Origin of the sequence: Chitinophaga sp. 180180018-3 (assembly GCF_037893185.1) — a bacterium.
Classification (GTDB): Bacteria; Bacteroidota; Bacteroidia; order Chitinophagales; family Chitinophagaceae; genus Chitinophaga.
In genome coordinates, this window is record NZ_CP140772.1 from 5,661,348 (window position 1) to 5,687,888 (window position 26,541).

At 48.2% G+C, this 26,541-nt stretch carries 21 protein-coding genes and 1 pseudogene; 8 read left to right on the forward strand and 14 right to left on the reverse strand.

Going from position 1 to position 26,541, the window contains the following annotated elements:
* Nucleotides 1-170 precede the first annotated feature (170 nt).
* Nucleotides 171-923, reverse strand: a complete 753-nt coding sequence (locus UNH61_RS22025; protein WP_326994166.1) for an SDR family oxidoreductase — start codon at nt 921-923, stop codon at nt 171-173.
* A 174-nt stretch (nt 924-1,097) separates the two neighbouring features.
* Between UNH61_RS22025 and UNH61_RS22030 the strand changes: the two genes are divergently transcribed.
* Nucleotides 1,098-2,546 (forward strand): amino acid permease, encoded by a 1,449-nt coding sequence (locus UNH61_RS22030; RefSeq protein WP_326994167.1) that lies wholly within the window; start codon nt 1,098-1,100, stop codon nt 2,544-2,546.
* Between the two features lie 164 nt (nt 2,547-2,710).
* Here UNH61_RS22030 and UNH61_RS22035 read toward each other — a convergent pair whose 3' ends face one another.
* The gene (locus UNH61_RS22035; RefSeq protein ID WP_326994168.1) at nt 2,711-3,172 is read right to left on the reverse strand and encodes a hypothetical protein; all 462 of its coding nucleotides are present in this window, start codon (nt 3,170-3,172) and stop codon (nt 2,711-2,713) included.
* A gap of 153 nt (nt 3,173-3,325) precedes the next feature.
* Nucleotides 3,326-6,499 carry a carboxypeptidase regulatory-like domain-containing protein gene (locus UNH61_RS22040; protein WP_326994169.1) on the reverse strand — a complete coding sequence of 1,058 codons (3,174 nt, stop codon included), beginning with the start codon at nt 6,497-6,499 and terminating at the stop codon, nt 3,326-3,328.
* A gap of 434 nt (nt 6,500-6,933) precedes the next feature.
* On the opposite strand from UNH61_RS22040, the gene UNH61_RS22045 reads away from it, so the two are divergent.
* From UNH61_RS22045 to UNH61_RS22075, 7 genes are all read left to right on the forward strand, one after another.
* Nucleotides 6,934-8,184, forward strand: a complete 1,251-nt coding sequence (locus tag UNH61_RS22045; RefSeq protein ID WP_326994170.1) for a TolC family protein — start codon at nt 6,934-6,936, stop codon at nt 8,182-8,184.
* Nucleotides 8,185-8,192: 8 nt separating this feature from the next.
* Complete coding sequence (locus UNH61_RS22050; protein WP_326994171.1) at nt 8,193-9,251, forward strand: efflux RND transporter periplasmic adaptor subunit; 1,059 nt, start codon at nt 8,193-8,195, stop codon at nt 9,249-9,251.
* Nucleotides 9,252-9,262: 11 nt separating this feature from the next.
* Nucleotides 9,263-9,568: a DUF190 domain-containing protein gene (locus UNH61_RS22055; RefSeq protein WP_326994172.1), complete on the forward strand. Its 306-nt coding sequence runs from the start codon at nt 9,263-9,265 to the stop codon at nt 9,566-9,568.
* A complete protein-coding gene (locus UNH61_RS22060) occupies nt 9,565-12,681 on the forward strand; it encodes a CusA/CzcA family heavy metal efflux RND transporter (protein ID WP_326994173.1) in 3,117 nt (1,038 codons plus the stop codon). Before UNH61_RS22055 ends, UNH61_RS22060 begins: the two co-directional genes overlap by 4 nt.
* Before the next feature lie 2 nt (nt 12,682-12,683).
* Nucleotides 12,684-13,301: a 2,3-bisphosphoglycerate-dependent phosphoglycerate mutase gene (locus UNH61_RS22065; protein WP_326994174.1), complete on the forward strand. Its 618-nt coding sequence runs from the start codon at nt 12,684-12,686 to the stop codon at nt 13,299-13,301.
* 110 nt (nt 13,302-13,411) lie between these two features.
* A complete protein-coding gene (locus UNH61_RS22070) occupies nt 13,412-14,068 on the forward strand; it encodes an alpha/beta fold hydrolase (RefSeq protein ID WP_326994175.1) in 657 nt (218 codons plus the stop codon).
* A gap of 102 nt (nt 14,069-14,170) precedes the next feature.
* Nucleotides 14,171-14,971: a class I SAM-dependent methyltransferase gene (locus tag UNH61_RS22075; RefSeq protein ID WP_326994176.1), complete on the forward strand. Its 801-nt coding sequence runs from the start codon at nt 14,171-14,173 to the stop codon at nt 14,969-14,971.
* 68 nt (nt 14,972-15,039) lie between these two features.
* On the opposite strand, the gene UNH61_RS22080 is transcribed toward UNH61_RS22075, so the two are convergent.
* From UNH61_RS22080 to UNH61_RS22130, 11 genes and pseudogenes are all read right to left on the reverse strand, one after another.
* Nucleotides 15,040-15,579 carry a CHRD domain-containing protein gene (locus UNH61_RS22080; protein WP_326994177.1) on the reverse strand — a complete coding sequence of 180 codons (540 nt, stop codon included), beginning with the start codon at nt 15,577-15,579 and terminating at the stop codon, nt 15,040-15,042.
* A 51-nt stretch (nt 15,580-15,630) separates the two neighbouring features.
* Complete coding sequence (locus UNH61_RS22085; protein WP_326994178.1) at nt 15,631-16,095, reverse strand: heme-binding domain-containing protein; 465 nt, start codon at nt 16,093-16,095, stop codon at nt 15,631-15,633.
* Between the two features lie 52 nt (nt 16,096-16,147).
* On the reverse strand, nt 16,148-16,765 hold the full coding sequence (locus tag UNH61_RS22090) for a DUF3347 domain-containing protein (protein ID WP_326994179.1): 618 nt from the start codon (nt 16,763-16,765) through the stop codon (nt 16,148-16,150).
* A 73-nt stretch (nt 16,766-16,838) separates the two neighbouring features.
* A complete protein-coding gene (locus UNH61_RS22095) occupies nt 16,839-18,053 on the reverse strand; it encodes an efflux RND transporter periplasmic adaptor subunit (protein ID WP_326994180.1) in 1,215 nt (404 codons plus the stop codon).
* 1 nt (nt 18,054) lies between these two features.
* The gene (locus UNH61_RS22100) at nt 18,055-19,269 is read right to left on the reverse strand and encodes an efflux RND transporter periplasmic adaptor subunit (protein WP_326994181.1); all 1,215 of its coding nucleotides are present in this window, start codon (nt 19,267-19,269) and stop codon (nt 18,055-18,057) included.
* Nucleotides 19,247-20,494 carry a TolC family protein gene (locus UNH61_RS22105; protein WP_326994182.1) on the reverse strand — a complete coding sequence of 416 codons (1,248 nt, stop codon included), beginning with the start codon at nt 20,492-20,494 and terminating at the stop codon, nt 19,247-19,249. Before UNH61_RS22105 ends, UNH61_RS22100 begins: the two co-directional genes overlap by 23 nt.
* A pseudogene (locus UNH61_RS22110) lies at nt 20,478-23,708 on the reverse strand (CusA/CzcA family heavy metal efflux RND transporter). The gene UNH61_RS22105 and the pseudogene UNH61_RS22110 overlap by 17 nt, the downstream one beginning before the upstream one ends.
* Before the next feature lie 172 nt (nt 23,709-23,880).
* The gene (locus UNH61_RS22115; RefSeq protein ID WP_326994183.1) at nt 23,881-24,300 is read right to left on the reverse strand and encodes a hypothetical protein; all 420 of its coding nucleotides are present in this window, start codon (nt 24,298-24,300) and stop codon (nt 23,881-23,883) included.
* 163 nt (nt 24,301-24,463) lie between these two features.
* Nucleotides 24,464-24,676 carry a heavy-metal-associated domain-containing protein gene (locus UNH61_RS22120; protein WP_326994184.1) on the reverse strand — a complete coding sequence of 71 codons (213 nt, stop codon included), beginning with the start codon at nt 24,674-24,676 and terminating at the stop codon, nt 24,464-24,466.
* A 123-nt stretch (nt 24,677-24,799) separates the two neighbouring features.
* A complete protein-coding gene (locus UNH61_RS22125; protein WP_326994185.1) occupies nt 24,800-25,855 on the reverse strand; it encodes a ferredoxin--NADP reductase in 1,056 nt (351 codons plus the stop codon).
* Between the two features lie 19 nt (nt 25,856-25,874).
* Nucleotides 25,875-26,456 carry an AraC family transcriptional regulator gene (locus UNH61_RS22130; RefSeq protein WP_326994186.1) on the reverse strand — a complete coding sequence of 194 codons (582 nt, stop codon included), beginning with the start codon at nt 26,454-26,456 and terminating at the stop codon, nt 25,875-25,877.
* Between the last annotated feature and the right edge of the window lie 85 nt (nt 26,457-26,541).

The following is a 26,541-nucleotide window of genomic DNA, read 5'->3' on the forward strand; positions in this document are numbered from 1 at the left end:
GACTAATCGAAAACGGAAAAACTCACGGGCGGGCGCCGATGCCGGCCTCACAGCAAAACACAATACAGTTAAGCATTTAACGAAAATCCAGCATTTACGGAAACAGGAATATTTTTCTTTCCGGCATGGAAAGCAGCCAGCGGAGATACGCTGTCTCCGCTGGCTGTCATTTATTTTGCATTCGACAATCCGCCGTCCACAAGGATCTCGGCGCCATGGATATAAGAAGCTTCCGCAGATGCAAGGAAAAGCACGGTGGCGGCTATTTCAGCTGGTTCTCCAAAGCGTTTGAACGGCAGGGTGGGTACCACGCCGGCTACCGTTCCGTTGATCTGTTCAGGTGTCAGTCCGGTATTATTGAAAATATTGGTACTGATATATCCGGGGCTGATACCGTTTACACGGATCCCTCTGGCGGTACATTCCATCGAAAACGTTTTGATAAATGATTGTACAGCTGCCTTCGCCGCCGTATACACGGAGAATTGCTGAATACCGAAAGCCGTCACAAAAGAAGTATTCAGGACAACGGAACCTCCTTCCGGCATCAGTGGCAGTATTTGCTGCACAGTAAAAAATGTACCCTTTACCAACATATTAAACAACTCATCGAAGTGCTGTTCATCCGCCATTTCCAGCGGTGCAAACTTTCCATAACCGGCATTGGCAAACAGCACGTCCACATGATCGGCATGCTTTTTTACCTGCTCCTGCAATAAAAACACGTCCGCCATTTTTCCAGCGTCGGATACAATACCCACAGCATTCTCTCCGAGGGCTTCCACAGCTTTATTTACCGTAGCCTGACTTCTTCCCGTAATAATTACTTTCGCTCCTTCATTGACAAACTGTGTTGCCGTTGCGAATCCCATTCCATTGGTACCTCCTGTAATCAGCACCACTTTGTTGTTAAACCGTTTCATCTTTTATAACATTTTTGAGATGCAAAGATGAAAACAGACAGTGCTTCAGAAAACCCGAAACTTGCGAAGTTCAGCCACCCTGTCGCCCGCTGCATCTTATATTCAAAAATTATTACTAGTTTACAGTTTTACTGAAAATAAACTAATCTTGCACCCTTATCCATTCTAACAGCATTGAAATCAACAAATCAACAACCAGCAGAGCAAAAGCTCAAGAGAGGATTACAAAACAGACATATTCAGTTAATTGCCCTGGGTGGCGCCATTGGTACAGGCCTGTTCCTCGGAATAGGTCCGGCGGTAGTGCAGGCAGGACCCTCTGTAATACTGGGCTATGCCCTTGCCGGCGTGATTGCTTTTTTTATCATGCGTCAGTTAGGAGAAATGGTGGTAGAAGAGCCTGTTTCCGGAAGTTTCAGCCATTTTGCCTATAAATATTGGGGGAATTTCCCGGGATTTGCTTCCGGATGGAACTACTGGCTGCTTTATATTCTGGTGAGTATGTCGGAGTTGACAGCGATCGGGGTGTATGTGCAGTTCTGGTGGCCGGAGGTACCTTTATGGGCATCCAGTCTTTTCTTTTATATAGCTATCAATGCCCTGAACCTCAGTTCTGTAAAGGTTTACGGAGAAGCAGAATTCTGGTTTTCCATCATCAAGGTGATTGCTATTGTATCAATGATCATCTTTGGTACTTACCTGTTATTCAGCGGTACCGGCGGTCCGCAGGCTACTATTCAGAATCTCTGGAACGATGGCGGCTTCTTTCCCAAAGGACTGTTTCATAAAACTGCCAATGGCGGATATGAAGGCTTGTTTGCGGCCCTTGCGCTGATCATGTTCTCTTTCGGCGGGTTGGAGCTCATCGGGATTACTGCTGCGGAAGCAGATCAACCGGAAAAAACAATTCCCAAGGCTACCAACCAGGTGATCTACCGTATTCTTATTTTCTATGTAGGTGCATTAATCATCCTGTTCTCTTTATCGCCCTGGAAAAATATTACTACAGACAGTAGTCCTTTCGTGATGGTATTTGAAAGCCTGAAAGGATTCCAGTTTGTATTCTTCGGTAAAACTGTTTACTTCACCAGTCTGATTGCCAATGTGCTGAACCTGATTGTACTCACGGCAGCGCTCTCCGTTTACAACAGCTGTGTATATAGTAATAGCCGTATGTTATACGGACTGGCAGTACAGGGCAATGCTCCCCGTTTTTTATCAGAGCTGAACAAAAACAAAGTTCCGGTAAAAGCCATCGTCGTTTCCGCTTTGTTTGTGGCTATCTGTATCCTTGTCAACAAGCTGATTCCGAAGAAAGCGCTGGAAGTGTTGATGTCGCTGGTGGTATCCACCCTCATCGTGAACTGGCTTATGATCAGCATTGTACATCTCAAGTTCAAGAAGCATAAAAAAGAAGCCGGTGTCGGCACGAGGTTTCCATCTTTTATCTATCCTGTGTCTAATTATATCTGCCTTATTTTCCTTACAGGTATACTGGTACTGATGTGGATCACGGGTATGAGTTTGCATGTGGAAATGATTCCGGTGTGGCTGCTGTTCTTATACATTTGCCACACCATTGCCAACAGAGTAAAAAGTGCGAAAGCAGTAGAAATTGAATAATTACGGGAGATGGGAATCAGGTTGGATTCCTGATAAAACCGGGCACCTTAAAATCTGCTTAAAATTTCATCCTGTCACTTTTTCAGGTAATTTATTGGCCGGCAGGCATAAAAAAACCGGGGAATTACCCCGGTTTTTTTTAAATCCTTTGTCTCGAAAATTGCTTAGTTGCCTGCATCTGCATCATCACCACCTTTGTGCTTTCCACCCTGCGCATTTATTGCTTGCAGCTTAGTCTGCTGATCCGGTGTGAGGATGGTCTGGAACTGCTGTTTACGGTAAGCAGAGATTTCTTTAAAACCCGCTCCACCTTTCTGTCCACCCGCTTTCAGCGCATCTTTGCGGCGAATACATTCCGTATTCACATCCAGCACTTTCTTGTACTGATCGTCGGTAAGTGACAGTTTTTTCTTCAGTTCATTGGAGTAAGCTACTGCTCTCTGTTCGGGAGGAGGCAATTGCTTTTTGGCCTGAGCTGCCGGGGCTTGCTTGGTTGCAGGAGCAGCGGCAGGGGCTTGCTTTGCAGCGGCAGCAGGGGCTTGTTTAGCAGGTGCGGTAGGGGCAGTTTGAGCGAAAGCTGGTGCAGCGGAGATCATAAGTGCAACAGCTATTACGATGTTTTTCATGAGAGTGAAGTTTAGTGTTCTTTGCTAGGCAATTTCGATGCCAGAAAGTAAGTCTGTAGCCTTTAGCTGGTAGCCTTTAGTAAATGCAGCGGAGATGAATAATGATGATCTCCGCTGCATTTACCAAAGGCTAAAAACTAACAACTAAAGACGCTAAAAGCTATACTTCATTCCAAACTGGATGGAGTAATAATTGCTTCCTGCTGTCTTCACTTTGGCGCCAGCATTGGTATTTACCTTATAAGTATACGACTGGGTAGCCTGGTCGAAGCCAGTTACGTTGTAAAGATTTGTATTGACGATCTGTGAATATCCACCCCACTTGTAGCTGAGCAGGTTCAACACGTTATAGATATCGCAGCGGAAGGTCAGCTTGTTGGTGCCTTTCAGTTTTACTTCCTGAATCAGGCTGAGGTTCCACTGGGTACGCCAGGGTTGTACGCCTCCATTGTAAGGAGCGAACTTTCCGTAGTTGCTTTCCAGGAACTTACGGTATTCCGGACTTGTTTTCTGCAGGAGGGTCTGCATATCTGTACGGATATTGGCTGGTGTTTTAGCATCATTCGGATCGAAGATATAGGCGAGGTTAGTACCATCGTTGCCTTCCCCGATTACATCCTTATTAACGTATACACTATAACGTGAGTTCTGGTAGGCCTGGAAGGAAGAGTTGACAGAGAAGCCATGGAAACTGGGGCTCAGCAGCAGGGCAACGATCTTATGCGGCTGGTCGCCATCGCTGTACCAGTTTTTACCGTAGGAGGCGTAATCCCAATAAGAACCGCCCACTGCAAAATTACCATTGCGCGGGTCTCCGGCATCATACGGAGGTGTTCCGGTAGCTTTACCTCTTGCATAGGAAAGGCTAAACGAACCATCTTTCTTCAGCTGTACGGCAGCCTCCACCATGGCGCCGAAGTATTTAGACGCCCAGCTGGTGTTGGTGAAATAACGTACCTGGTTGAAATTGGCAGATACCCTGGAATTAGCCAGCACCGGAAGGTAGCTCGTAGAAGTATTATTCGACAGCGTACTGGCTGGTACATATACTTCACGGCCCTCATTGGTAACAAACTCCGGTTTGCGTTTCAGGTTAAGATCGTAGAGATAAAAGTTATTCCATGTATTGTTGAAATACAGGTTAGCTCCCATACGGAACCAGCTGTTGAAGTAATGGTAGTAGCTAAGATTGGTTTTGAAGGTCATCGGGATCTTCAGGTTCTTATCCATCACCAGTACGGTGGCAGGCTGTTTAGTAGGTAATGAGTTGTAGTAATCCACACCCGGTACCTTGCTAAAGTCTTGCTGATAGGCCTGCCAATCAGGTACAGGTACGTTGCTGCGGATATCTACCTGTCTGTAATCTACCCCATTATCAATATGTGCAAAAGTCAGCGGCTGTGTTGTCAGCTCGGATGCAAACAAGCCGGCGCCCCATTTCACCACATCACCGCCATCATTATTCACATCCCAGATAATGTTCACGCGGGGCTGGAAGTTTTTCCAATCGAAAGGCACCACGTCAGTTCTTACACCCAGGTCGTTATACAACTGCTGATTGAAGGTAGGCTTGTGTGCAATGATGTTTCCATCCCATCTCAAACCTACAGCCAGACTCAGGTTAGGCCGGAGATTTGTTTCCATCTGCGCAAAGAAACCCAGTTCAATCAAGGGTACATTCACCGGAGGGTTATTGCCGTTCAGGGGTATCTTGCGGTTAAAACGATATGGGTTATTGTTGTTCATATCGTCGATGCTCGCATAATAGAATTGTCCCTGCTGATCGTGAGTCAGACGGTCAGTGATAAAGTTGATGTTGTTATCCGTTCCAAAAAGGAAGTTCAGGTTACCTTTCTTATAATGGAAATAATCTATCAGCTGCACTACGTTCGAGGCATCTGTTTCCGGTACCCAGTTCTGGTTACCAAATGCCACTGTGGTGTTACCGGTAGAACCATCGCTGAAGGTAGACGTCACGTTCACAAAGCCTTCCGGCACGCGATTGTACAGGAAGCTCAGGAACTTGCGGTAAGTGCTGTAGTTAACTTTAAGTTCGTTGTAAGACCTTTCGGAGAACTGCGTTCTCAGGCCGAGCATCAGGGCATGATCTTCTTCCACACCGGTATACTGGGTCGACAATAAGCCGCTGCCTTTCAGTTTATTCGGATCGGTGAAGTGCAGGTAATTGTACTTCAGTTCCAGGCGGTTCCGGCTGTTGATGTTCCAGTCGAGTTTTGCGAAGGCGTTCTTCGTTACCTGTTTGATATTGATAGCCCCGTACTCCTGTCCTACCGGAAACCCGAACTTCTTCTCCATGATGGATACGATTTTGTCGAGGTTATCTTTGGTGATACCCAGGTTCTTTTCTGCCTGTGCCTGGGTAGCAGCGCTAAAATTAAAGTCGTATGCCCGGAAAGGAATAGTATTCTGATACTGATCGTAAGATACCAGGAAGTGCAGTTTGTCTTTAATAATCGGCCCGCTGAACAAGGCACCACCCTGGAACATTTCGTACTTTGTAGTGAGTTTGTTACCGCTTATGTCTTTCTTTGCAGCCAGGCCACTGGCGCCATAATAGCCCCAAACGGAACCGGAGAAATTATTGGTACCCGACTTGGTGATGGCCTTTACCACACCGCCGGAACCACGGCCCGACGCTACGTCATAGGAGTTGGTTGATACTTCAAACTCCCTGATTGTTTCAGATGAAATAGAGAAGGCGGCATCAGTTACGCCACCGAAGGTAGCCCTTCTGTTGCTCACCCCGTCCAGCATATAACCGGTACCACCGCCCTTTGCGCCAGCCAGAGAACTTCCGTTGGCCAGTGGCGATAAGCTGGTCAGATCGGTATAGTTACGGGTGGCGAGCGGAATTTTCTGCATCACCTTACCCGTAATAGCAGTACCAGTACCCAACCTGTCGACGCTATTATTAAAGCTATTGGAATTGATCGCTACTTCTTTGAGTGTCTGCGTATTGGCACTGAGATTTATATGATGCAGCACCAGCCTGTCGCCCAGGTTCAGGACGTTGCTTTTCAGCACAGTAGTTTGCAGTCCTATAAAAGAGATGGTAATATCATAAGTACCTACGGGCAGGTCCCGGAAGGTAAAGTACCCTTTTTTATCTGTAGCCGCAGTAGCGGAAAAGCCGGTACCTGTATTCTTCACAAGTATGCTGGCGCCTTCTACCGGAGCTTTAGCGTCGTCATAAACAAATCCGCTGATACCGGAGCCGGACGACTGTGCCTGGGAGGGCGTAATAAAACTAAAAGAACAAAGCAGGAAAATAAGCAGATGATGGAATATCTGTGTGTATTTCTTCATATTCAGCAGGAATTTAAACCGGTTGCAAAGCTAGGAGGATAGATGATGGTTGTTCCTGTATCATGGAAAGTTTACAAAATGTTAAAATTGAATATCAGCGCAGACCCTGCCAGGTGGAATTCTATAATTCGTATTAGATCAGAATTAAAACAAGATTAAAAGATAACCTATCTTTAATTCATAAAAGATTGCTTTTGAAGTTATATTTGCGGTCTTAATTACTCAACGCACTAAAAAGTCAGCCAGGATTACTGGTTTCCCAGGCAGCTCTGCAGGAAGTACAGGTAGTCAGCCAGATTGGCTGTTATACCTTGTTACAAACGCGGAACAGGGTGGTGTTGCCTTTGTTAATCCCCCAAAACATGGTGCACCCGACACCCGTGTTTATCAACAATTAAGTTAAGTATTACCAAGAATAAACTGAACAAACAGGAATGCGAAAAGTTGTGTATCCGATTATTTTACTCATGCTGGGTGTGCCGACGGTTTTGTGTGCGCAGTCCAATATGACCTTACAGGGGGCGCTTCATTCGGCCCGGAGCAACAGCCCGTTTCTGAAGCCGGCGAGCCTGAATGCTTCCATAGCAAAGGCCGACGTGATAACAGCGGGATTGCGGCCCAACCTGGTGCTGAACAACCAAACCCTGCAGCTGCTGGATGCTTCGAAATTTGCACCAGATACAAAGTCCTACAATCCGCATAACCGCCAGGTGTGGTGGCAGCTGACCAAGCAATTCCAGCCACCCCGTCAGCGCAGGCTGAAACAGGAATATGCCACCGGGAATGTCACCATTGCAGAAAAAGGCTATAGTGATACCGAACGGAACGTGCTGGCCGATGCGGGCAATAAATGGCTGGATGTATGGTATAATAAAGTAAACCTGAACCTGATCGAAGAGGCCACTGCCAATATCGATACGCTGGTGAAGACCCAGGAAATCCGTTTGAAAAACCAGGTGATCAGTTCCAGCGAGCTGGCCAGAACCCAGCTGCTGATGGAACAATACCAACTCCAGTACAAGAGCGCGGAACAGACTTATAAAAATGAGCTGCAAAACCTGCGATTGCTGACCGGTGCGCCGGACAACCTTTCCATCGATGATCAGGATCCGGTTATTAGTCTTCAGATGATCCAGGAGCTGGACAGTATGGTCCACCTATCCCTGTCGCAGCGCCCGGATGTACAACAGGCGCAGGCCAGCATTGCTACTGCGAAAAGCAATATCTCACTGCAACGCTCTCTGGCCCGGCCTTCCACAGAAGCCGGTGTAATCTGGAACCCGCAGAACACCGTACCGTACATGGGATTTTTTGGTACCATTGAATTGCCCATCTTCAGCCGCAACCAGGGTGAAATCAGAAAGTCAAGGATATTGCTGCAGCAATCGGAGCAATCACTGGCGGCCCTGCAACAACAAGTAGTAACTGAAGTACAGGCCACCTGGCGCTCTTACCAGGTGAACAGGGAGAATGTAGACAAATACAACAGTATCCTGAAAAAATCTGAGACGGTATTGCAATCTGTCAGGTACGCCTATACGAAAGGAGGCACTACCATCATCGATTTCCTGGAAGCACAGCGGACGTGGTTCGAGACGCAGAAAATGTACTACGATGCCCTGTATGCCTACCGCAAGAGTTATATACAATTATTACAAGTAACCGGATTGATTAATCAACTATAATTTACCAGATGAGAAAATTCGTCTTTGGCTTATTCATTGCTGGCACAGCCTGTACAGTAATATCCTGTGGTTCCCACGAGGAGAAAAAACCGGCAGCGGCGTCCGGCAAAGTTGTTGTGGAAGACAGCGGCCGGGTGATTAAACTGCCGCCCGACAGTATCACTACGCACTACTTTAAGACAGCGCTTATTTCACAGGGCGACCTGAATGCAGAGCTGACAGCTCCTGCACGTGTAGCCGCTACCGTTGTACGGTCGAAGGAAAACGCGGCGCAAAACATCGTATTATTCGACAATCCGGAACTCACCGCCAACTATACTGAGCTGCTGCAACATATTATCAACATCCGGGAAAAAGGTAATATCATCCGTCAGAAGAAAGCTATCACCAGCCAGAAACAAATAGAGCTGGCCCGTTTCCAGGATCTGGCCGAACATGGTGCAGGTACCGGTAAGGATGTATCCGATGCCAAAACAGATCTTATCAGCGCACAAACGGAAGCGGCCATTGCCGAAACTGACCTGGCCAATGAAAGAACTTCCATCATCGAGCACGAAGCCAAACTGAAACTCGCCGGTTTTGATCCGCAGGCACTCGTAAACGCGCCCATGGAGAAAACCTGGATCATCTGCGAGATGCCGGAAAACCAGATCACCAAAGTAAAAGAAGGCAGCACCTGCAAATTGCAGTTCACCTCCTATCCTGGCGAAACATTTACCGGCACCATCGAAAACATCGGTGATGTGGTAGACAATATCACCCGTATGGTGAAATTACGTATAGGCATTTCCGATACACAGCACAAACTGCGGGCGGGTATGTTCGCTACCGTGAAGTTTGGTGTAAGCGAAGGCAACAGCATCTCTGTGCCAAAGGCCGCGTTGGTGACCGTACAGGGCAAGAGCTTTGTGTTTGTCAGGAAAGATGCACAAACATTCCTGCGTACGCCTGTGCTGACAGGCCTGCAGGTCAACGACCAGGTAATCATTTATAACGGACTGCAGCCGGGCCAGGAAGTAGTGGTAGAAGGCGCCATGCAGTTAAAAGGAATTTCATTCGGATACTAAAAACTACCGTTATGTTGCAAGCACAAATTTTTATCGACAAGGATGATTTGCATGGCACTCAGCCATTGTTTGAGTTCATCATGCAATTCCTGTTACTTAACAATGTCCGTGGAGCAACCGCCTACAAAGGCGTAATGGGGTTTGGTGTGAACCAGCAGATGAAGCGGCCGAACGAAATCTTTTCTTTTGATGATCCTCCCATGATGATCACATTTATTGACGACGACGCTAAAGTTACTGACGTACTCCGGCAGCTGAGAGCGGCTTATAAAGGAGGATTTATTATCACCCATCACGTAGATCAATTTGAAGCATGATCCGTAACATTCTTATATTTTCATTACGCAACCGCTGGGCCGTTATTATCGGGGCCATCGTATTATCTGCGATTGGCTACTGGTGCTTTACGCAGCTGAAGATTGAAGCTTACCCCGACATTGCGGATACCAACGTTATCATTGTTGCTCCTTACGACGGACGTGCAGCAGAAGAAGTAGAACAACAGGTGACCATTCCTATTGAACGGGCCCTGAACAATGTGCCCCGGGTACTCGACAGGAGAAGCCGTACCATATTCGGCTTATCTGTAGTGCAACTGACCTTCCAGGACGGAACAGACGATTACTTTGCCCGCCAGCAGGTGATCGAACGTTTATCGTCTGTACAGCTGCCTCCGGGCGTTGCCCCGGAACTGGCGCCACTCACTACAGCAGTAGGGGAAATTTACCGTTATGTAGTAGAAGGGCCGGCTAATTATACACCCATGCAACTCAGGGATCTGCAGGACTGGGTGATACGCCCCGCCATATTGCAGGTGCCTGGTATCGCCGATGTTACCAACTTCGGCGGCCCCATGAAGCAATTCCACATTCTCACATCTCCCGATAAACTCCGCAAATACAATCTGACACTGCAATCTGTTATGGATGCAGTGCAGAAGAATAATCAGAACACCGGAGGAAACGTGATAGAAAGAGGTGGACAGGGCTTCGCCGTACGTGGACTGGGAGCCGTTAAATCAGAAAAAGACCTGCGTGAAATTGTATTGACCGCCGTTAACGGTGTACCGGTATATGTAAAAGATGTGGCCACCGTGGAAACAGCGCCACCGCCTCCATCAGGCGTGCTGGGCTATTCGATACCGGACGAAAGCATCGACAAAATCGGGTCGCCGGAAGGCATTATTCTGCTGCGTCGTGGAGAAAATCCCAGTGAAGTGCTGAAAGCACTGAAGAAAAAAATGGAACTGATCAGCGACACGGAGCTGCCGGAAGGCGTGAAACTCCGCGTGCTATATGATCGCAGCTTCCTGATCGATCACTCGCTCGAAACGGTATCGCATACACTCTTTATGGGTGTGAGCATTGTAGTTATCATACTCGTGTTCTTCCTCGGCAGTGTGCGTTCTGCCCTCGTGGTAACGGCCACCATTCCGTTTTCGTTGCTGTTTGCATTTATACTGATGAGGCTGACCGGCATTCCGGCTAACCTCTTGTCGCTGGGCGCCATCGACTTCGGTATCATCGTAGACGGCGCCTGCGTAATGGCGGAACATCTGATCAGACGTTACCGCAATGCTACCGATCAGGAAAAACAAAACGGCATAGTAGCCATCACACTGGCCGCAGCGCAGGAAGTAGGCAGGGAGATCTTCTTCTCGGTAACCATTATTATACTCGCTTATACTCCCATCCTCATGATGACAAGGGTTGAAGGAAAGCTCTTCTCCCCTATGGCGCTGACGCTGGCCTTCGCCGTAATTGGCGCGATGATCTGCTCACTCACGCTGATTCCGGTGCTGATTTCTTTTGCGTACAAAAAGGCACTGTCGACCGACAAGCCCATGAAAGCGCATAAAAATGTAGTGTTGGATTTCCTGGAACATACCTACAAACAATCACTCAACTTCTTCCTGCGTTTTCACAAGCAAACCGTTATCGGCGCAGCAGTGATGATAGTTGTGCTGGTTGGGTTAGCCGGAAAATTAGGTACAGAATTCCTTCCCGAGCTGGATGAAGGTTCCATCTTCATGCGCTCCTTCCTCCCGGCAGGTGTTACCATACAGGAGAATGCGAAAATTGCTCCGAAGATCCGCGAAGTGATTGCCAAATATCCGCCTGTCAGATATGTGATCACCCAATCCGGCCGCAACGACGATGGTACGGATCCTTTCCCTGCCAACCGTACGGAAATACTGGTGGGCCTGAAAGACTACAAGCTCTGGAGCGATACGATTTCCAAGAAAGACCTGGTACGCCGGATACAACAGGATCTGGAAAGAAATATACCTGGTGCATCCTTTAACTCCGGCCAGCCTATCATCGACCAGGTGATGGAGATTGTGACAGGAAGTGCGGCGGACCTGGCCATATCTGTGGTAGGCGACGATCTGACGATGATGCGTGCCAAAGCCGACAGCATAGCGCTCATCGTAAAGGCAACACAAGGTTCTGCCTCTGTGAATATTGAACAGGAAGGCACACAGGCGCAGCTGGCCATCAATATCAATCGTGAGAATGCCGCCCGCTTTGGTATCAATGTAAGCGACATACAGGCTATGATAGAAGCGGCTATCGGGGGAAAACCAATAGGCACCCTGTATGATGGCACCAAACGATACGACATCGTCATTCGTTACCTGCCTGAGAACAGGGCAACGGTAGAGGCTATACGTAATCTGCAGATTCCTTCTGCTACCGGGGCGTTGATCCCGATGGAACAGCTGGCAGATATACAGTTCATAGACGGGCAAACGAATATCTATCGTATAGATGGAAAGCGAATGGTTACCGTACGCACCAACGTACGCGGAAGAGACCAGGGATCTTTTGTGGCAGAGCTACAGGAGAAAATCGGCAAGCAGGTACATGTGCCCAAGGGATATGATATTATCTACGGCGGACAGTATGAAAACCTGGAGCGCGCCGGCAAACAGCTGTCGCTCACCATTCCGCTCACGATAGTGATTGTATTTGTATTCCTCTTCATGTTATTCAAAAGCATGAAACATACTTTTGTAACGATGAGCTGTATACTGGTAGCCCTTGCAGGCGGTATTACCGCGCTGTTCCTGAGAGGTTATCACTTCAACGTATCGGCGGGTGTTGGTTTTGTATCTATCTTTGGTATATCTGTAATGGCAGGTGTATTGCTGGTATCGGCATTAAACAGGGAAATGTATAAGTCGCCCCTGACGGTGAGAGCCTCTGTACAAAAAGTGGCGGTAGACCAGTTCAAAGCCATCATGATGATGCTGATGGTAGCCATCATAGGACTGGTACCAGCCGCACTCAGCACCGGTATTGGTTCTGACGTACAAAGGCCACTGGCCACTGTAATCATAGGAGGATTAACCTTTACGCTGTTGTTTACACCGGTAGTAATACCGCCATTATATTACTGGGTAGAGAAGAAAAAACAAAACAATTAACTATGAGCGCCAAACTGATCCTGATCCGACACGGACAATCGCAATGGAACCTGGAGAATCGTTTTACCGGCTGGAAAGACATCGACATTACCGACGCCGGTAAGGAAGAAGCCCGCAAAGCTGGCATAGAGCTGAAAGGTGAAAAAATAGATATTGCGTTTACGTCGACCCTGATAAGGGCTCAGCATACTTTAGACATTGTGCTGGTGGAATCAGGATTGCAGTCGGTTCCTGTGATAAAGGATAAGGCATTGAATGAGCGTTCCTATGGTAATCTGGAAGGATTGAACAAAGCTGATACGGCGGCCAAATATGGAGAAGAACAGGTGCATATCTGGCGCCGGTCCTTTGATGTGGCGCCGCCCGGCGGAGAGAGTCTGAAAGATACCTATAACAGGGTAGTACCTTATTTTATGGATATCATCTATCCCTATCTGATACAGGGAAAAAATGTACTGATAGTTGCCCATGGAAACAGTTTACGGGCGCTTGTTATGTTCCTGGACCAGTTGAGTCCTGAGGAAATACTGAAGAAGGAACTGGCCACAGGGGTACCGATCAGTTATACGCTGGATGATTCAACGCTGGTGGCTTTAAAAACGCGCAATTATCATCTTTAAAACGGTAAAATATAGAAACGCCCGGTGCCGGTCTCACGGTACCGGGCGTTTCCATTAACGATTGCTGCAGATAATTCATAACTTGGCAACAGCATAAATGTTCTTTCATTATGAATACACAAGCGCTCAACATAAAGATATCGCCTGAAATTGGCCTCGTTTCTGCGAAGTACATCACCCCCGATAAACCCAGGTGCATCTTTACGCTTGCTCATGGCGCAGGCGCCGGCATGGATCATATCTTTATGGAAACACTCGCCAATGCCCTTGCCCAGACAGGCATTGCCACACTACGGTTTAATTTTCCTTTTGCAGAATACAAGAAAGGCCGGCCGGATTCGCCCGCAGTGGCGCATGCCACCATTGCCGCGGCCATTGCGAAAGCACAGGAGCTGCAACCCAAACTGCCGCTGTTTGCCTCCGGCAAGTCATTTGGCGGCAGGATGAGCTCTCAATACCTTGCCGCGCACCCCGACAGCCCGGCGAAAGGTATCGTCTTTTACGGCTTTCCACTGCATCCCGCAGGCAAACCTTCTATCGAACGTGCCGAGCATCTGAAAGCACTGAAAATACCCATGCTCTTTTTGCAAGGCAGCAAAGATGCCCTCGCTACCTGGGATCTGATAGAATCCGTTTGTGCCTCCCTGAAGAAGGCCACGCTTGTGAGATTGGAAGGCGCGGATCACTCTTTCAAAGCGGGAAAAAATGATGTGATGTCATTGCTGGTAAAAGAAACAGAAACATGGGTGCAGAAGATAATTAAATAGTCATATTCGAACAGATGAGGACGAGGTAAAATAGGCGCTCCCTTTTTTAATGTGCGGCTATTTCCTTATATTCATTGACTATAAAATCCTAAATTCTGATCCATGGTTCATACTTCCTATGAGGGCAGCATTCCTGCTATTTATAATGAGTACCTCACCCCTGTTCTTTTTGACCATTATGCCCAGCATCTGGCAGCTTATGTGAGTGCAATGCGTCCGGAACGTTTGCTGGAAATAGGCTGTGGCACCGGCATTGCCACGAGGCGTGTAGCAGATGCCATTCCGGAGCATACAGAATATGTGGTAACAGATCTTATCCCGGACATGCTCGAATTTGCGAAGGCACATACCCATACCGCCAGGCCACTCAGCTGGCAGCTGGCGGATGTTACCGCCCTGACGTTTAAAGACGGTCGTTTCGACCTGGTAATTTCACAGTTATCGGTCATGTTCTTCGACCGGCCTAAAGCATTCCGTGAGGTATGCAGGGTATTACAACCGGGCGGTAGTTTCATTTTCAGCGCCTGGGACAAACCTGTGCATATTCCCTTGCTGCAGCTGGTACTGGATGCAGTGGAACAGCACCTGCCCCCGGAAACTACGGCATTCTACCGGTTATTGTTTGCCTATAACGACCTGAATCTGATTGAAAGCGAAACGGAACAGGCAGGTTTTTCCGGCCTGCGAATCGAAAAAGTAAAGCGAACAGGCTATAGTCCTACATCGCGGCATATTGCTAAAGGACTGATCTACGGCGGTCCCATGATTACTACCATCAATGAAATTAATCCGGACCTTGCGGAGCCCATTGTGGCATCCATCGATAAGAATATTGCCGGCACATACGGCGAAAAAGACCTGCATTTCCCTTTGCAGGCATTGGTAGTTACTGCAGTGAAATAATTACGTAAACGGGGCTTTAAACAGCCCCGTTTGTTATATTGCAGCGGGTTGTAACCTCAGCTATATTTTCATGGATAAGGATTACCACCACCGGAGCCTGACGGCATAGTTGCGGATACCTGTCCTCTTATTTCTCCGTTTCCATTAGCAACCGTATGGATATTTACATACCATTTTCCGGACAGCAGATCTCCTGCCTGGGCAGCGGTTAACACGGCTGTGGCGCTAACGCTTCCGCTTGCAGCAGCAGGAAACCCTGTGATAGGTAATACTACTGCGGCAGTAGCTCCTGCCATTGCCGGGCCATGAAAGTGCATACCTGTGGGAGCCCCCGTAAGGCCGTTCCACGTTAATGTGAAAGTGAGTTTATAAGTAGACGGATCATAGCTTCCCGTTAATGATCCGGTTCCGGTAGTACTGTTGGCCGGAACTTCTGAAGCGCCGTTAAGAGTGGCGCTGATCGTATAAGTATTGGAGCCGCCGGGAGGCGGGTTACCTCCGCCATACCCGTTACTTTTACTACATGCCGCAGACAACACAGTTAGTCCCATTAAACTGTATGCCAGCAACTGCTTCCTGTAGAGACGGAAAAAAGGCATTGTGTTCATAACAGTTGTTTTTCCTGTTACGAAAAATGATAACAAATCGTTGCCTTTGGGTTAATTATTAACAGTGGTGCTATCGGTAAGCATACTGATCCATTTTGTCAGCGTATTTTTTTGGGAAGATGTGAGCCTGGCACCGGCATGCATCCAGGTATAGGAACTAAGCGGCATATCTCCTTCTGTCACCTCTTTGCCTGTTTTTTTCAGCTTGTTCAGTCTTCTTTTTGCGGAATAGGTACCAAACTCGCTGAAATTCAGTTCTTCTTTACCCTCGTTCACGTGATTTGCCAGCCACCAGGCTACTGGTTGAATGTTGGCGTACCAGGGATAGATGGTGTTGTTGCTATGGCAATCGTAACAGGCATCTTTCAATATCGTTTGCACATCAGCCGGTACGTTATACAGGCGGGTAATGTCGTTCGGGCCGATGGCATCAGACTGGTTACGGGCGGGCCGGAAGAACTGTATTCCGATGAATACGATCAACAGCGCTAAGAATACGATTCTCCTTGTTTTCATAATAAATGAGACAGGCCCGGGGATGTAAACCGGGCCAGCCTTGGTATAAAGATCATTGAATTTCTTCTTCAACTGAGCCGCAGGTCAGCATCTTTGATCCAAAATAAGGATTTTTCACTTCTTTTTCTTCACTGAGCCAGAGAGCGCCTTTATTATCATTGTACATCGGGCAATGTGCATGATAGAGTGCACGGCCGCCGCCAAAGGCTTTCACGAGAGCATATACATCTTCACTCATCTGGGCAAAATGTTCCCGCTGGTGTTCAATATTTCCTTCGTTTTTACCGATATGTTCCGCATGCTCCTTCAGGTCATCTTCGTTATCGTTGTATATCTTCTGTTGCTCCGGAGTCAGGGCTGCTTTATCTACGGCAGCCAGGGCGGTAACCATTGCTTTGCCGGCACTGGCGGCACTTGCAGCGTTATCGCCCGCGAGCCCGTTTTTGATTTGCAAATATTGATCTACTACCGCTTTGAGTGAAGCAGCCACTTTTGCATCCACATTGTTGAATTGCGGTGCCACTTGTTTTGCTGCAGGTTCACCGGTGGTGGCTGCCTGTTGTGTAACAGTGTCGGCGTCGTGGTTTTCATGAGTAGCATTGCCGGTATTATTACAGGCAGCCAGTGTAAGTGCAGCCAGCGCAATTGCGCAGGGAACGATTTTTTTCATCAGTTGTTTTTTAGTGTTATTGAATAGTAATTATTTCAAGGTTTCCTTTACTTCTCCGCAGGCCGGCATCTGCTCACATAGCCATACCTGCCATGGAGTCCGCCCCTTTTTTAAGAATAAATTCAGAATATAGCAGGTAGGCGCCGGTCACGACCACCTTATCCCCGTTTTTCACGCCTTTCCTGATTTCCACCATGTCGAAATTTTCCATCCCGGTTTCCACCATGCGTGGCTCAAATTTGCCACGGGATTTCTCAATCCACACATGCGCACCTTTCCCGTCTCTGATCACTGCATCTACCGGGAGGCTTAATACATCTCCCTTACTTTTCACCGGCAACAGCACGCTGGCCTGCAACCCGGGCTGCCAACGGTTTCCGGGGTTGGGAAGGGTACCTCTCAGTTGCATCAGCTGGCTGCCGTTCTGTAATGCCGGGTTGATAAACTGTATCGTCATCAGCTGCGGCTCCTGCTCCCAGCCGGCCACCATTACTTTTACCTGCTGGCCAATGCTTACTGTCGCCGCTTCTGCCGGATAGATATCGGCCTCCACCCACAGCTGGTTGTAGCCTTCTATCCGCATCACTGCGCCACCTTCTGATACATATTGTCCTTCGGCAGTCAGCAGTTCCGATACGATCCCGCTTTCCGTAGCAGGATAAGTGATGTAGGGATTCACCCGCTGCGATTGTTGCAGCTGACTGATCTGCATTTCTGACTGGTCGTATAGCTGCAACTTACGGCGAGCGGCCTTCTCTATTTCCCTGAAGCGCTCATCATCGGGGAATTGTTTTACCTGGGCGGTTGCCAGCAGAAACTCCTGCTGCAGCGAAGCCAACTGCTCGGAGTAGATCTTATACAATGGTTGCCCTTTGCTTACTTTCACGCCGGTTTCCTTTATGTACAGCACTTCTATACGCCCGGGCACACGGCTGGAAATAACAGCGGTTTTTTCAGGGTCTATTACCAGTCGCCCGTTCAGCTGTTTATAATTTGTAAGCGCACCCGCACCGATCGTTACCGTAGTGATATTAGCCAGTGTGATCTGGCTTTCTCCCAGGTTGATGGTTGCATCTTTGCTGTTCTTATCGAACGGAACGAGGTCCATTCCGCAAATGGGACAGGTACCGGGTTTATCCTGTACTATCTGCGGATGCATAGAGCAGGTGAACGTCTGCTTTGCAGCGGCGGCATGCCTATGATCCTTTTTTCCCTGACAGGCAGCCAGCAGGAGGGCTGGCGCCAATGACGCTATTATTATTGTTCTGAGAAATTTTTTTCTTTCCATATCACTGTCGTTGTGAAGGTTCGCTTATTTTGATAAAGCTTTCGCTATCCACGAGGTAAGCAGCATTAGCTGCTACTTTCCAGTCGTTGATATTAGTCATTACCTGTACCATCTGGCTTACTTTTGCGCCCACCGTTACTTCCTGCGGTACATATCCTTTGCCTGTATTCCTGAATACCACCGCTTTATTCCCCAGCCAGGCCACTGCTTTCTCCGGCAGCCACCAGCCTTCATTGAAGATCAGCGGAATGCTGGCATTCAGTAACTGTCCGGCGTGGAAATTATCGCGGCCCAGGTATACCCTTGCTATGGCGAAGTTCTGGCCGTTGCGGAACACCGGTTCTACCAGTCCGATCTTACCTGCCAGCATCACCTGCTTATCATCCACCCGATAGAACAACAGTTGTTGTCCCTTGACGATCCTGGGAGCCAGTTGCGGGGGAAAAGAAAATTCTGCAACAAGGTCTTTGTTCTGGTAGATAGTAAACAACAGCTGTCCTGCGCTCACATACTGGCCTTCCCTCAGCATCACCGGAGTAGCTGCCGGCGTAGATGCGGGCGTAGATGCAGCCGGTGCACTGCTTTCCCCCATGCTGCTCATGCCATCGCCGGCAACAGCTGAGGCCGGCGATGCCGGAGCCGCAGCGGTGATGGCCTGTGCGGATTTCTCCAGTATGTAGCCATCGCTATTACTGTATACAGGAACACGGTACAGGATATTTCCTGATTTCAGCACCTGTTCAATTTGGGCAGGTTGCATTCCAAGTAGCTGTAAACGCTGCCTGGCACGGGTAAGCAGCTCATTATTACTCTTTGCTACGTATAGTAGTTCCCGTTGGGCAGCAGCCAGATCCGGTGAGTATACTTCCATGATCAGCTGTCCTTTTCTTACAGGCTGATAATTGTATTTTACCAGCAATCTTTCAATGCGGCCTCCTACCCTGCTGGAAATACTCGTTTGATTGCGGGTATCGTACCCTATGACGCCATTAACAGTAGCTGAATAGGTCCTCGTTCCCTGCTGCGGTGTTACATCCGGTATGGTGGCCACTATGCTGGCATTAACGGGACGGGTGAGCGCCACTACGCTGCTGTCTACCCGTTCTTCATGATACCCATGTTTCGGCGTTTTCACCGGGGCATTTCTGCAGGCGGCCAGCACAGCCAGCACGACGAATACGCCCGGGAGTATATTAACGATATAACTGTTTCTCATAATCCACGATCATTTCATAGAGTTTTAATTTTTCATCCAGCACATTTGATTGCATCATGGTCAATGCTTCCCAGGAATCGATCACATTGCTCAGTGCCAGTTTATTTTCCTGATAGTTCAAAAAATTTGCATCGAGGGTTTGCCGCAGTGCCGGTATGATCTTATCTTCCATGGCCTGTACCCGTTGTTCCATCGTGCGTATCTCGTACTGCATTCCATACAGCATACCCTGTGTTTCCTGCAGCATAGCTGCCTTCTCCTTTTCCATTGACTGTACATTATACTGCATGGCTTTGATGCCTGATTTGTACATCTTCGACGACCAGGGCACAATAGGAATACTGATCATGCCCATAGCGCTGAAAGCCTGTGGCATCATACCTCCTAAGGGATACATATGATCGAAACGGATCCTGAAATCCGGCTTTTTATCACGTTTCATGCTTTCGATATTCAGCTGCATGGAATGAATACTTTCGTTCATCTTCCATACATCCTTTCTCACGGCGGCCAGTGAGGCAGTATCGTAAGAAGAAGCCGGTTGAAAAACGGGATGAAAACTGGTATCTATTCCGAAGGGTTGATTGCCGGGTGCGTTCATCAGGCTGTTCAGCCACGCCATGGCCTTTGCGATGGCGCCCTCCTGCATGCGGATCATGTTACGGTTATCTTCTATTTTTGCATTGGCTTTAAACACGCCACTCAGCTGCGATTGATTATAAGGATATCTTATTTCTTCAATCTTCTTCATCATCAGCATGATCTTCTCATTTTCCTGCAGTACCGCAATCCGTTTGCTGGCGATGATCCATCCGTAGTACAAGCGTTTAGCCTGTGCCGTTAGTTCATTCAGTGTTACGTCGCGGCCGGCCAGTTCCACATTGCCCTGGGAAGCGATATAGCGCTTCTTTGCATTGAGTTTGGCAGGATTAGGAATATCCTGTTCCAGCTGCAGCATCAGACTGCCCTTGTCGCGTTCATCCATTACTTTCTGACCGGGATAAGGCGTCATGAAAGTTCCTGCTCCTACCATTGGTGCCATCCAGGCAGTGGCAGCATCGGCGCTGTAGCGGTAGCTTTCCGCCCTCAGTCCGTATGACTGCAGCAGCACATTATTCCGGCTGATACGTTGCAGGATGCTGTCGAGCGACAATACCTGCGTCTGCGCCAGCAATGGCAGGGGCATCCACAACAGCAGCCATATATATTTAATGATGTACTTCATGTATTTCCAGTTTTTTATGCTTACGCAGTTCATATTCTTTCGTCATCAGGAAAATCAGCGGTGTTACCAGCAGGATATGTGTGGAAGAAGTAAGCACTCCGCCGATCATCGGCAGCACGATGGGTTTCATCACATCTGTGCCCACGCCACTGGCCCACAGCACGGGCACCAGGCCGAATAACGATACACATACCGTCATGAGTTTAGGACGGAGTCTTTTTGCAGCTCCGTAAATCACATATTCGCGGATATCGTCGCGGGTAATTGTTTCAGCTGAATTCCCTTTCAGTTTCACCAGTTGCTGCATCGCATCATTGAGATAGATGACCATCACGATTCCTGTTTCCACGGCAATACCGAACAGGGCGATAAAGCCCACCGCTACGGCCACAGAGAGGTTCACGCCCCAGAACCAGATCATATAGGCGCCACCGATAAGTGCAAATGGTACGGTAATCAGGCTGAGGAATGCTTCGCGTATGGAATGAAAAGCAAAATAGAGAGAGAAGAAAATAATAACCAGCACCACCGGCGCAATCCATATCAGTGTTTGCTGTCCACGGATAAGGTTCTCATATTGTCCGCTCCATTCGAGGTAGTAGCCGGAAGGCAGTATTCCCCGGGCTTCATTCATCTTGCTGATGGCTTCTTTCACGGTGCTGCCCAGATCGCGGCCACGTACATTGAATAGCACGGATCCACGGAGCATAGCATTCTCAGAGGTGATCATCGGTGGCCCATCCGTGAACTTCACATCTGCCACTGACGACAATGGTACTTCGCCAAAAGAAGGCGACATTACCGGGATACGCCGTATACGTTCTATGCTGTTGCGGTATTCCTGCGCCAGTCTGACGCTGATGGAGAAACGCTGCCGGCCTTCGATCGTATTGCCGATAGGAGCGCCACCCAGTGCAGTTTCCACAGTCTGGTTCACATCATCTACGTTGAGGCCATAGCGGGCCAGGTCGGCGCGGCGCACTGAAATATCGAGGTATTTGCCGCCTGTTACCGGCTCCACATAAAGGTCCGCGATACCAGGAGTGCCTTCCAGGGCTTTTCTCACCCGTTCGGATACAACGGCAATAGAATCGAGTCGTTGCCCGTATACCTTCACGCCAACGTCGGTGCGGATGCCCGTGGCCAGCATGTTGATACGGTTAATGATAGGCTGTGTCCAGCCGTTTACCACACCTGGTATCTGCAGCTTAGCATCAAGTTCATTGATGATATCTTTCTTGGTTTTCCCCTTTCTCCATTCCGATTTAGGCTTCAGCATGATGATGGTTTCGATCATGCTGATAGGCGAGTTATCCGTAGCGGTATTTGCGCGGCCGGCCTTGCCCAGTACCTTGTCTACTTCCGGCACCGATTTGATGATTTTATCCTGTACCTGCAGCAAACGCTTAGCTTCTCCATTGGAGATATCGGGCAGTGTCACCGGCATAAATAATATGCTTTGCTCGTCGAGCGGCGGCATAAATTCGCTGCCCAAACTCTTCAGCAATGGAATTGTAATCACGAGTGCGATCACGTTGATGGCGATAGTTGTTTTGCGCCATTTCAGCACACCGCGGATAACAGGCTCGTAGATCTTTTCGAGTACACGATTCACCGGATTAGCATTATCCGGCCGGAATTTTCCTTTCATAAAAAACGAGATCAGCACGGGCGCCAATGTAATCACCAGCAGCGCATCCACCAGCATGATGAATGTTTTCGTATAGGCGAGCGGGTGAAACAGCTTGCCTTCCTGGCCAGTGAGCATAAAAACAGGCAGGAAAGAAGTGATGATAATGATAGTAGCGAAAAACACTCCCCGCGACACCTGTTTACTGGACTGTTCGATCACCTTCAGTCGTTCTTCTTCGCTGATCCAGTCGGGAGATTTTTTGAATATATTCTTTAGCCAACTCATGATGCGTTACTTATTTTTTTGTTGTTGCTGCCATGCACTATATCTTTCAGACAAGTGTTTATAGGCATTTTCACTCATAATGATTCCATTGTCGACAATCACCCCTATAGCGAGTGCAATACCGGTGAGCGACATAATGTTGGATGAGATACCGAAGGCGTTGAGGAGTATAAAACTGGCAGCCAGGGTGATGGGGATCTGGATAATGATACTGAGTGCACTGCGCCAGTGGAACAGGAACACGATCACTACAACGGATACCACAATCATCTCTTCTATGAGTGTATCCTTAATAGAGTCTACTGATTCTTTAATGAGTGTACCTCTATCGTATACAATATCGAACTTTACCCCATCCGGGAAACCTTTCGCGACCTCCTTCATGCGGACTTTTACCCGGTCGATTACTGCATCGGCATTTTCGCCGTAGCGCATTACTACGATGCCGCCTACACGCTCACCTTCTCCGTTCTGATCGAAGATGCCGAGGCGGGTTTCGCCGGTCATTTGTACAGCGGCTACATCGGCCATGCGGATCGGGATACTGTTCTGTGTTTTGACAGGGATATTTTCTATTTCTTCGATGGATTTAAGATAGCCGGATGTTTTGATGATATACCCGATATCGCTGAGCTCAAATTTGCGGCCGCCTGATTCGTTGTTATTAGTGCGTATAGCATTGATTACATCTGCCACCGACAACCTGTAATAGAGCAGTTTGCCTGGATCCACCGTCACCTGGTATTGTTTCTGGAAGCCGCCGAAGGAGGCGATTTCGCTGACGCCTTCTACATTTTGCAGGGCAAACTTAACGTACCAGTCCTGCAATGCACGTTGCTCCCCGAGGTCCATGCCTGGTGCGTCGAGTGTATACCAGAGTATATGCCCAACGCCGGTTCCATCGGGCCCGAGCTGGGGAGTTACGCCGGTCGGAAGCGTACGGGATACGGTGCTGAGGCGTTCGAGTACTCTTTCCCTGGCCCAGTAGATATCCACATCATCATTGAAAATAACGTAGATAAAACTCATCCCGAACATAGAGGAACCTCTCACATACTTGATCCGGGGGAGGCCCTGCAGATTAGTCACCAGCGGGTAAGTAATCTGATCCTCTATCAACTGAGGGCCGCGGCCCATCCATTCCGTAAAAACGATCACCTGGTTTTCCGAGAGATCGGGGATTGCATCGATCGGGTTCTTCTTCACTGCGAAGATGCCCCATACGAACAGGCCTGCGGCTAGTACCAGCACAATAAACCGGTTACGCAACGACCATTCAATAATGCGATGTACCATATTTGTTGTTTTCAGTAGCTGGCGCGTAAAAGCGCCTGATATATCAAAAAGGGAAAATGTTTGAGGAAGTATGCCACTTACCTCAGCCGGCCGGATACGCCGGAAATTATTTCATTTGAAAGATGAGTAACAGCGCGAAAGAAATTTAGCGCTGCAGGGGTTGACGGGGTTATCAGATGCGGAAAATACAGTTCAGAATATAGGTATGCACCTTACTGCCGGGCGGTGGTGCATTACTGGCCGGAAAAGCTTCTGCCAATACTTTTACTGGTACACGGGGTAGCTCCATATATGCTACCGGAAGTGTCATCGCAGCCAGCTGCATAACATGCTTGGTATTCTCTGCTATTTTCTGGTCTTTGGTTAGTTTGATGGTTTTATGTTCATCCTTGCAGCATTGCTTTTTGCAGGGTTTACCACAATTCTTTTTCTGATCATGGGTAGTCCCACACTTACCGCACGCCGGTTTACCCTTATCGTGCCCCCAGTTCACATCTACCAGCCTGCCCATGCAATAATGCATATGAACGGTAGCGCCCGTAGATGAGCTGATATAGAGCAGGGCTAATATGAGTGCAAGTATTTTCTGCATTTACTGCGAAGTTAGGCGGATTTGGGGGGAGGAGTGTTATATAATTTCAGGAAGATTTATATTTTTTTGAGGAAGGAATGAAAAATGCCAGCAAAGACAGTAGCGAATTTGACCTTCGCCTTAACCATCTTCGCTGGCACTCTTAATCCTTCATCGTTAATCCTTAATTCCTTTCTTCCGCTTTATACCCAGCCTTTTCTATCGCCTGTTTGATTTCGTCTTTACCAGCCTTATCTACAGCTACTGTAAGTATTTTATCGGGGCTCTGCAGGTCTACTTCCCAGTTATCCTGTCCGGCCAGATTATCCAGTGCGGGTGTAACGGCTGCAACGCAACCTGAACATTTGATATTGGTCTTGAATTGTACTGTTTCCATTGTTTATTTATTTTAAAGTTTATAATTGCCCGTTTATTTATTTGTTTGTTTGATAATGTAAAATTACTTCGGGTTGGATGCTTTGCTGTTACACAATTGGCGTTGTCTTTTACATAATATTGGTTAGTCGATTTCTATGGTCACATCACCGGTGAGTGGATAGCTCTGGCAAAGTAGGATCAGGCCATTGTCGAGATCCATTTTCCGGAGAGCGTAATTGGTTGCCATCGTTACTTTCCCGGAGGTAAGGCGGGCCACGCACGCGCCGCAGGTACCAGTACGGCAGGAAAAGGGTAATGGTATCCTGTCGTTAAGAGCGGCTGCCAGTATACTTTCACCGGGATCTACTTCCAGCAGGTTAGTTTGTTCGTAGAAATGCAGCAGCACTTCCTGTGGCTTGTCCGGAAGCACCGGAGCCATATCATTGCCGGCCTTGTCGGCTTCGAACCATTCGAGATAGATCTGTTCTTCCGGCACCTGCATGGCCAGGAGCATCTCCTGGTGCATCTTCATCAGTTCGGCCGGGCCGCAAATGAAGTAATGCACGGCAGTCGGGGGATCGGGTACAGCCGCTTTGATCAGCTTACGGGCCACCAGCTTGTTTATCCTGCCACGAATGAAAGAAGGAGGTGCATCACCGGCATGCTGCGAAAGGGCGTGGTGTATATTCACTTTCCCCGGTTTGCGGCTGGCCCAGGCGTTCAGCGAATCCCGGAAAATAATATCGTTGCCGGAGCGGCTGGAGTAAAGCAGGGTAACAGCAGCATCGGGGAACCGATGTTGAAACGACCGGGCAATAGCGTACAACGGGGTAATACCGCTGCCTCCGGCCAATAACACCAGGTGATCGGTTGGCCGGATGTTATCGGGCAGTATAAACCTGCCATGAGGACCACTAACCTGCCATTCGCTGATAGCCGCGCCGTTATCTACAATATGACTGCTCATCAATCCACCGGGTACTTTTTTCACGGTGATAGCCGGGCGCCCGCCCTCTTCCATCACGGAGCTCAGGGAGTAGGAGCGCGTTACCGGCTCTCCATTGATCCGCAGGGTGATGTTAATAAACTGCCCGCTGCTGTATTCAAATGCAGCTCCGTGGGTATCAAAAAACACGGTCACTGCATCCGGAGTTTCCCTGTTGATGGCAGCAGTTGTCCATATGTATGTATCTGTCATGCTACAATTATTTGGGCCTTCACGAAGGTTGGTGGCCGGAGAGAGATTTTCTCGACTGGCGGATCTCTTTAAAATGAGAAGTATTTAACCCTGTCCGGGCTTTGAATTGGCGGGAAAGATGTGCCACGCTGCTGAATCCCAGCCTGAATGCGATATCGGACAGGGTATCATCTGAATAAACCAGCAGTTCCTTTATCTTTTCGATACGGTATTCGATCATATATTTCTCCAGCGTTATGCCTTCTACGGAAGAGAACACATTACTGACTACTTTATAGTCCTTGTTAAACCTGTTGACTACCAGGTCAGAAAAACGAAAATCAGCAGGGAAATCATAATCACCGGAATAAACTTCTTCCACCAGTCCTTTCAGTTCCCGGACCAGGGCGGTTTTCCTGTCTTCCAATAAAGTAAAACCCAGGGGTTCTAATTTTTTCTTCAGTGCCTCCATATCAGGCATTGTCAGGGCAGAAACCGTGGTAACTTCCCCCAGGCTCACATGGGTAATGGGTAAATTCAATTCTTTCATCACTTCCCGAATGCTCAGGATACACCTGTCGCATACCATTCCTTTGATATAGATTTTATATTCACTTAGCATAAATCCAGGCCTATTTTGACTGATGCAAAGTTGGGATTAAAGCCAGGAAAGGGAATTATACAATTATCCGAATTTATTATAAAAT

Coding starts and splice junctions, on each gene's coding strand:
- UNH61_RS22085 (WP_326994178.1), bottom strand. CDS start 16,095: ATGAAAACAAGGAGAATCGTATTCTTAGCGCTGTTGATCGTATTCATC.
- UNH61_RS22090 (WP_326994179.1), bottom strand. CDS start 16,765: ATGAAAAAAATCGTTCCCTGCGCAATTGCGCTGGCTGCACTTACACTG.
- UNH61_RS22095 (WP_326994180.1), bottom strand. CDS start 18,053: ATGGAAAGAAAAAAATTTCTCAGAACAATAATAATAGCGTCATTGGCG.
- UNH61_RS22130 (WP_326994186.1), bottom strand. CDS start 26,456: ATGCTAAGTGAATATAAAATCTATATCAAAGGAATGGTATGCGACAGG.
- UNH61_RS22025 (WP_326994166.1), bottom strand. CDS start 923: ATGAAACGGTTTAACAACAAAGTGGTGCTGATTACAGGAGGTACCAAT.
- UNH61_RS22060 (WP_326994173.1), top strand. CDS start 9,565: ATGATCCGTAACATTCTTATATTTTCATTACGCAACCGCTGGGCCGTT.
- UNH61_RS22115 (WP_326994183.1), bottom strand. CDS start 24,300: ATGCAGAAAATACTTGCACTCATATTAGCCCTGCTCTATATCAGCTCA.
- UNH61_RS22120 (WP_326994184.1), bottom strand. CDS start 24,676: ATGGAAACAGTACAATTCAAGACCAATATCAAATGTTCAGGTTGCGTT.
- UNH61_RS22100 (WP_326994181.1), bottom strand. CDS start 19,269: ATGAGAAACAGTTATATCGTTAATATACTCCCGGGCGTATTCGTCGTG.
- UNH61_RS22055 (WP_326994172.1), top strand. CDS start 9,263: ATGTTGCAAGCACAAATTTTTATCGACAAGGATGATTTGCATGGCACT.
- UNH61_RS22070 (WP_326994175.1), top strand. CDS start 13,412: ATGAATACACAAGCGCTCAACATAAAGATATCGCCTGAAATTGGCCTC.
- UNH61_RS22035 (WP_326994168.1), bottom strand. CDS start 3,172: ATGAAAAACATCGTAATAGCTGTTGCACTTATGATCTCCGCTGCACCA.
- UNH61_RS22075 (WP_326994176.1), top strand. CDS start 14,171: ATGGTTCATACTTCCTATGAGGGCAGCATTCCTGCTATTTATAATGAG.
- UNH61_RS22045 (WP_326994170.1), top strand. CDS start 6,934: ATGCGAAAAGTTGTGTATCCGATTATTTTACTCATGCTGGGTGTGCCG.
- UNH61_RS22080 (WP_326994177.1), bottom strand. CDS start 15,579: ATGAACACAATGCCTTTTTTCCGTCTCTACAGGAAGCAGTTGCTGGCA.
- UNH61_RS22065 (WP_326994174.1), top strand. CDS start 12,684: ATGAGCGCCAAACTGATCCTGATCCGACACGGACAATCGCAATGGAAC.
- UNH61_RS22105 (WP_326994182.1), bottom strand. CDS start 20,494: ATGAAGTACATCATTAAATATATATGGCTGCTGTTGTGGATGCCCCTG.
- UNH61_RS22125 (WP_326994185.1), bottom strand. CDS start 25,855: ATGACAGATACATACATATGGACAACTGCTGCCATCAACAGGGAAACT.
- UNH61_RS22050 (WP_326994171.1), top strand. CDS start 8,193: ATGAGAAAATTCGTCTTTGGCTTATTCATTGCTGGCACAGCCTGTACA.
- UNH61_RS22040 (WP_326994169.1), bottom strand. CDS start 6,499: ATGAAGAAATACACACAGATATTCCATCATCTGCTTATTTTCCTGCTT.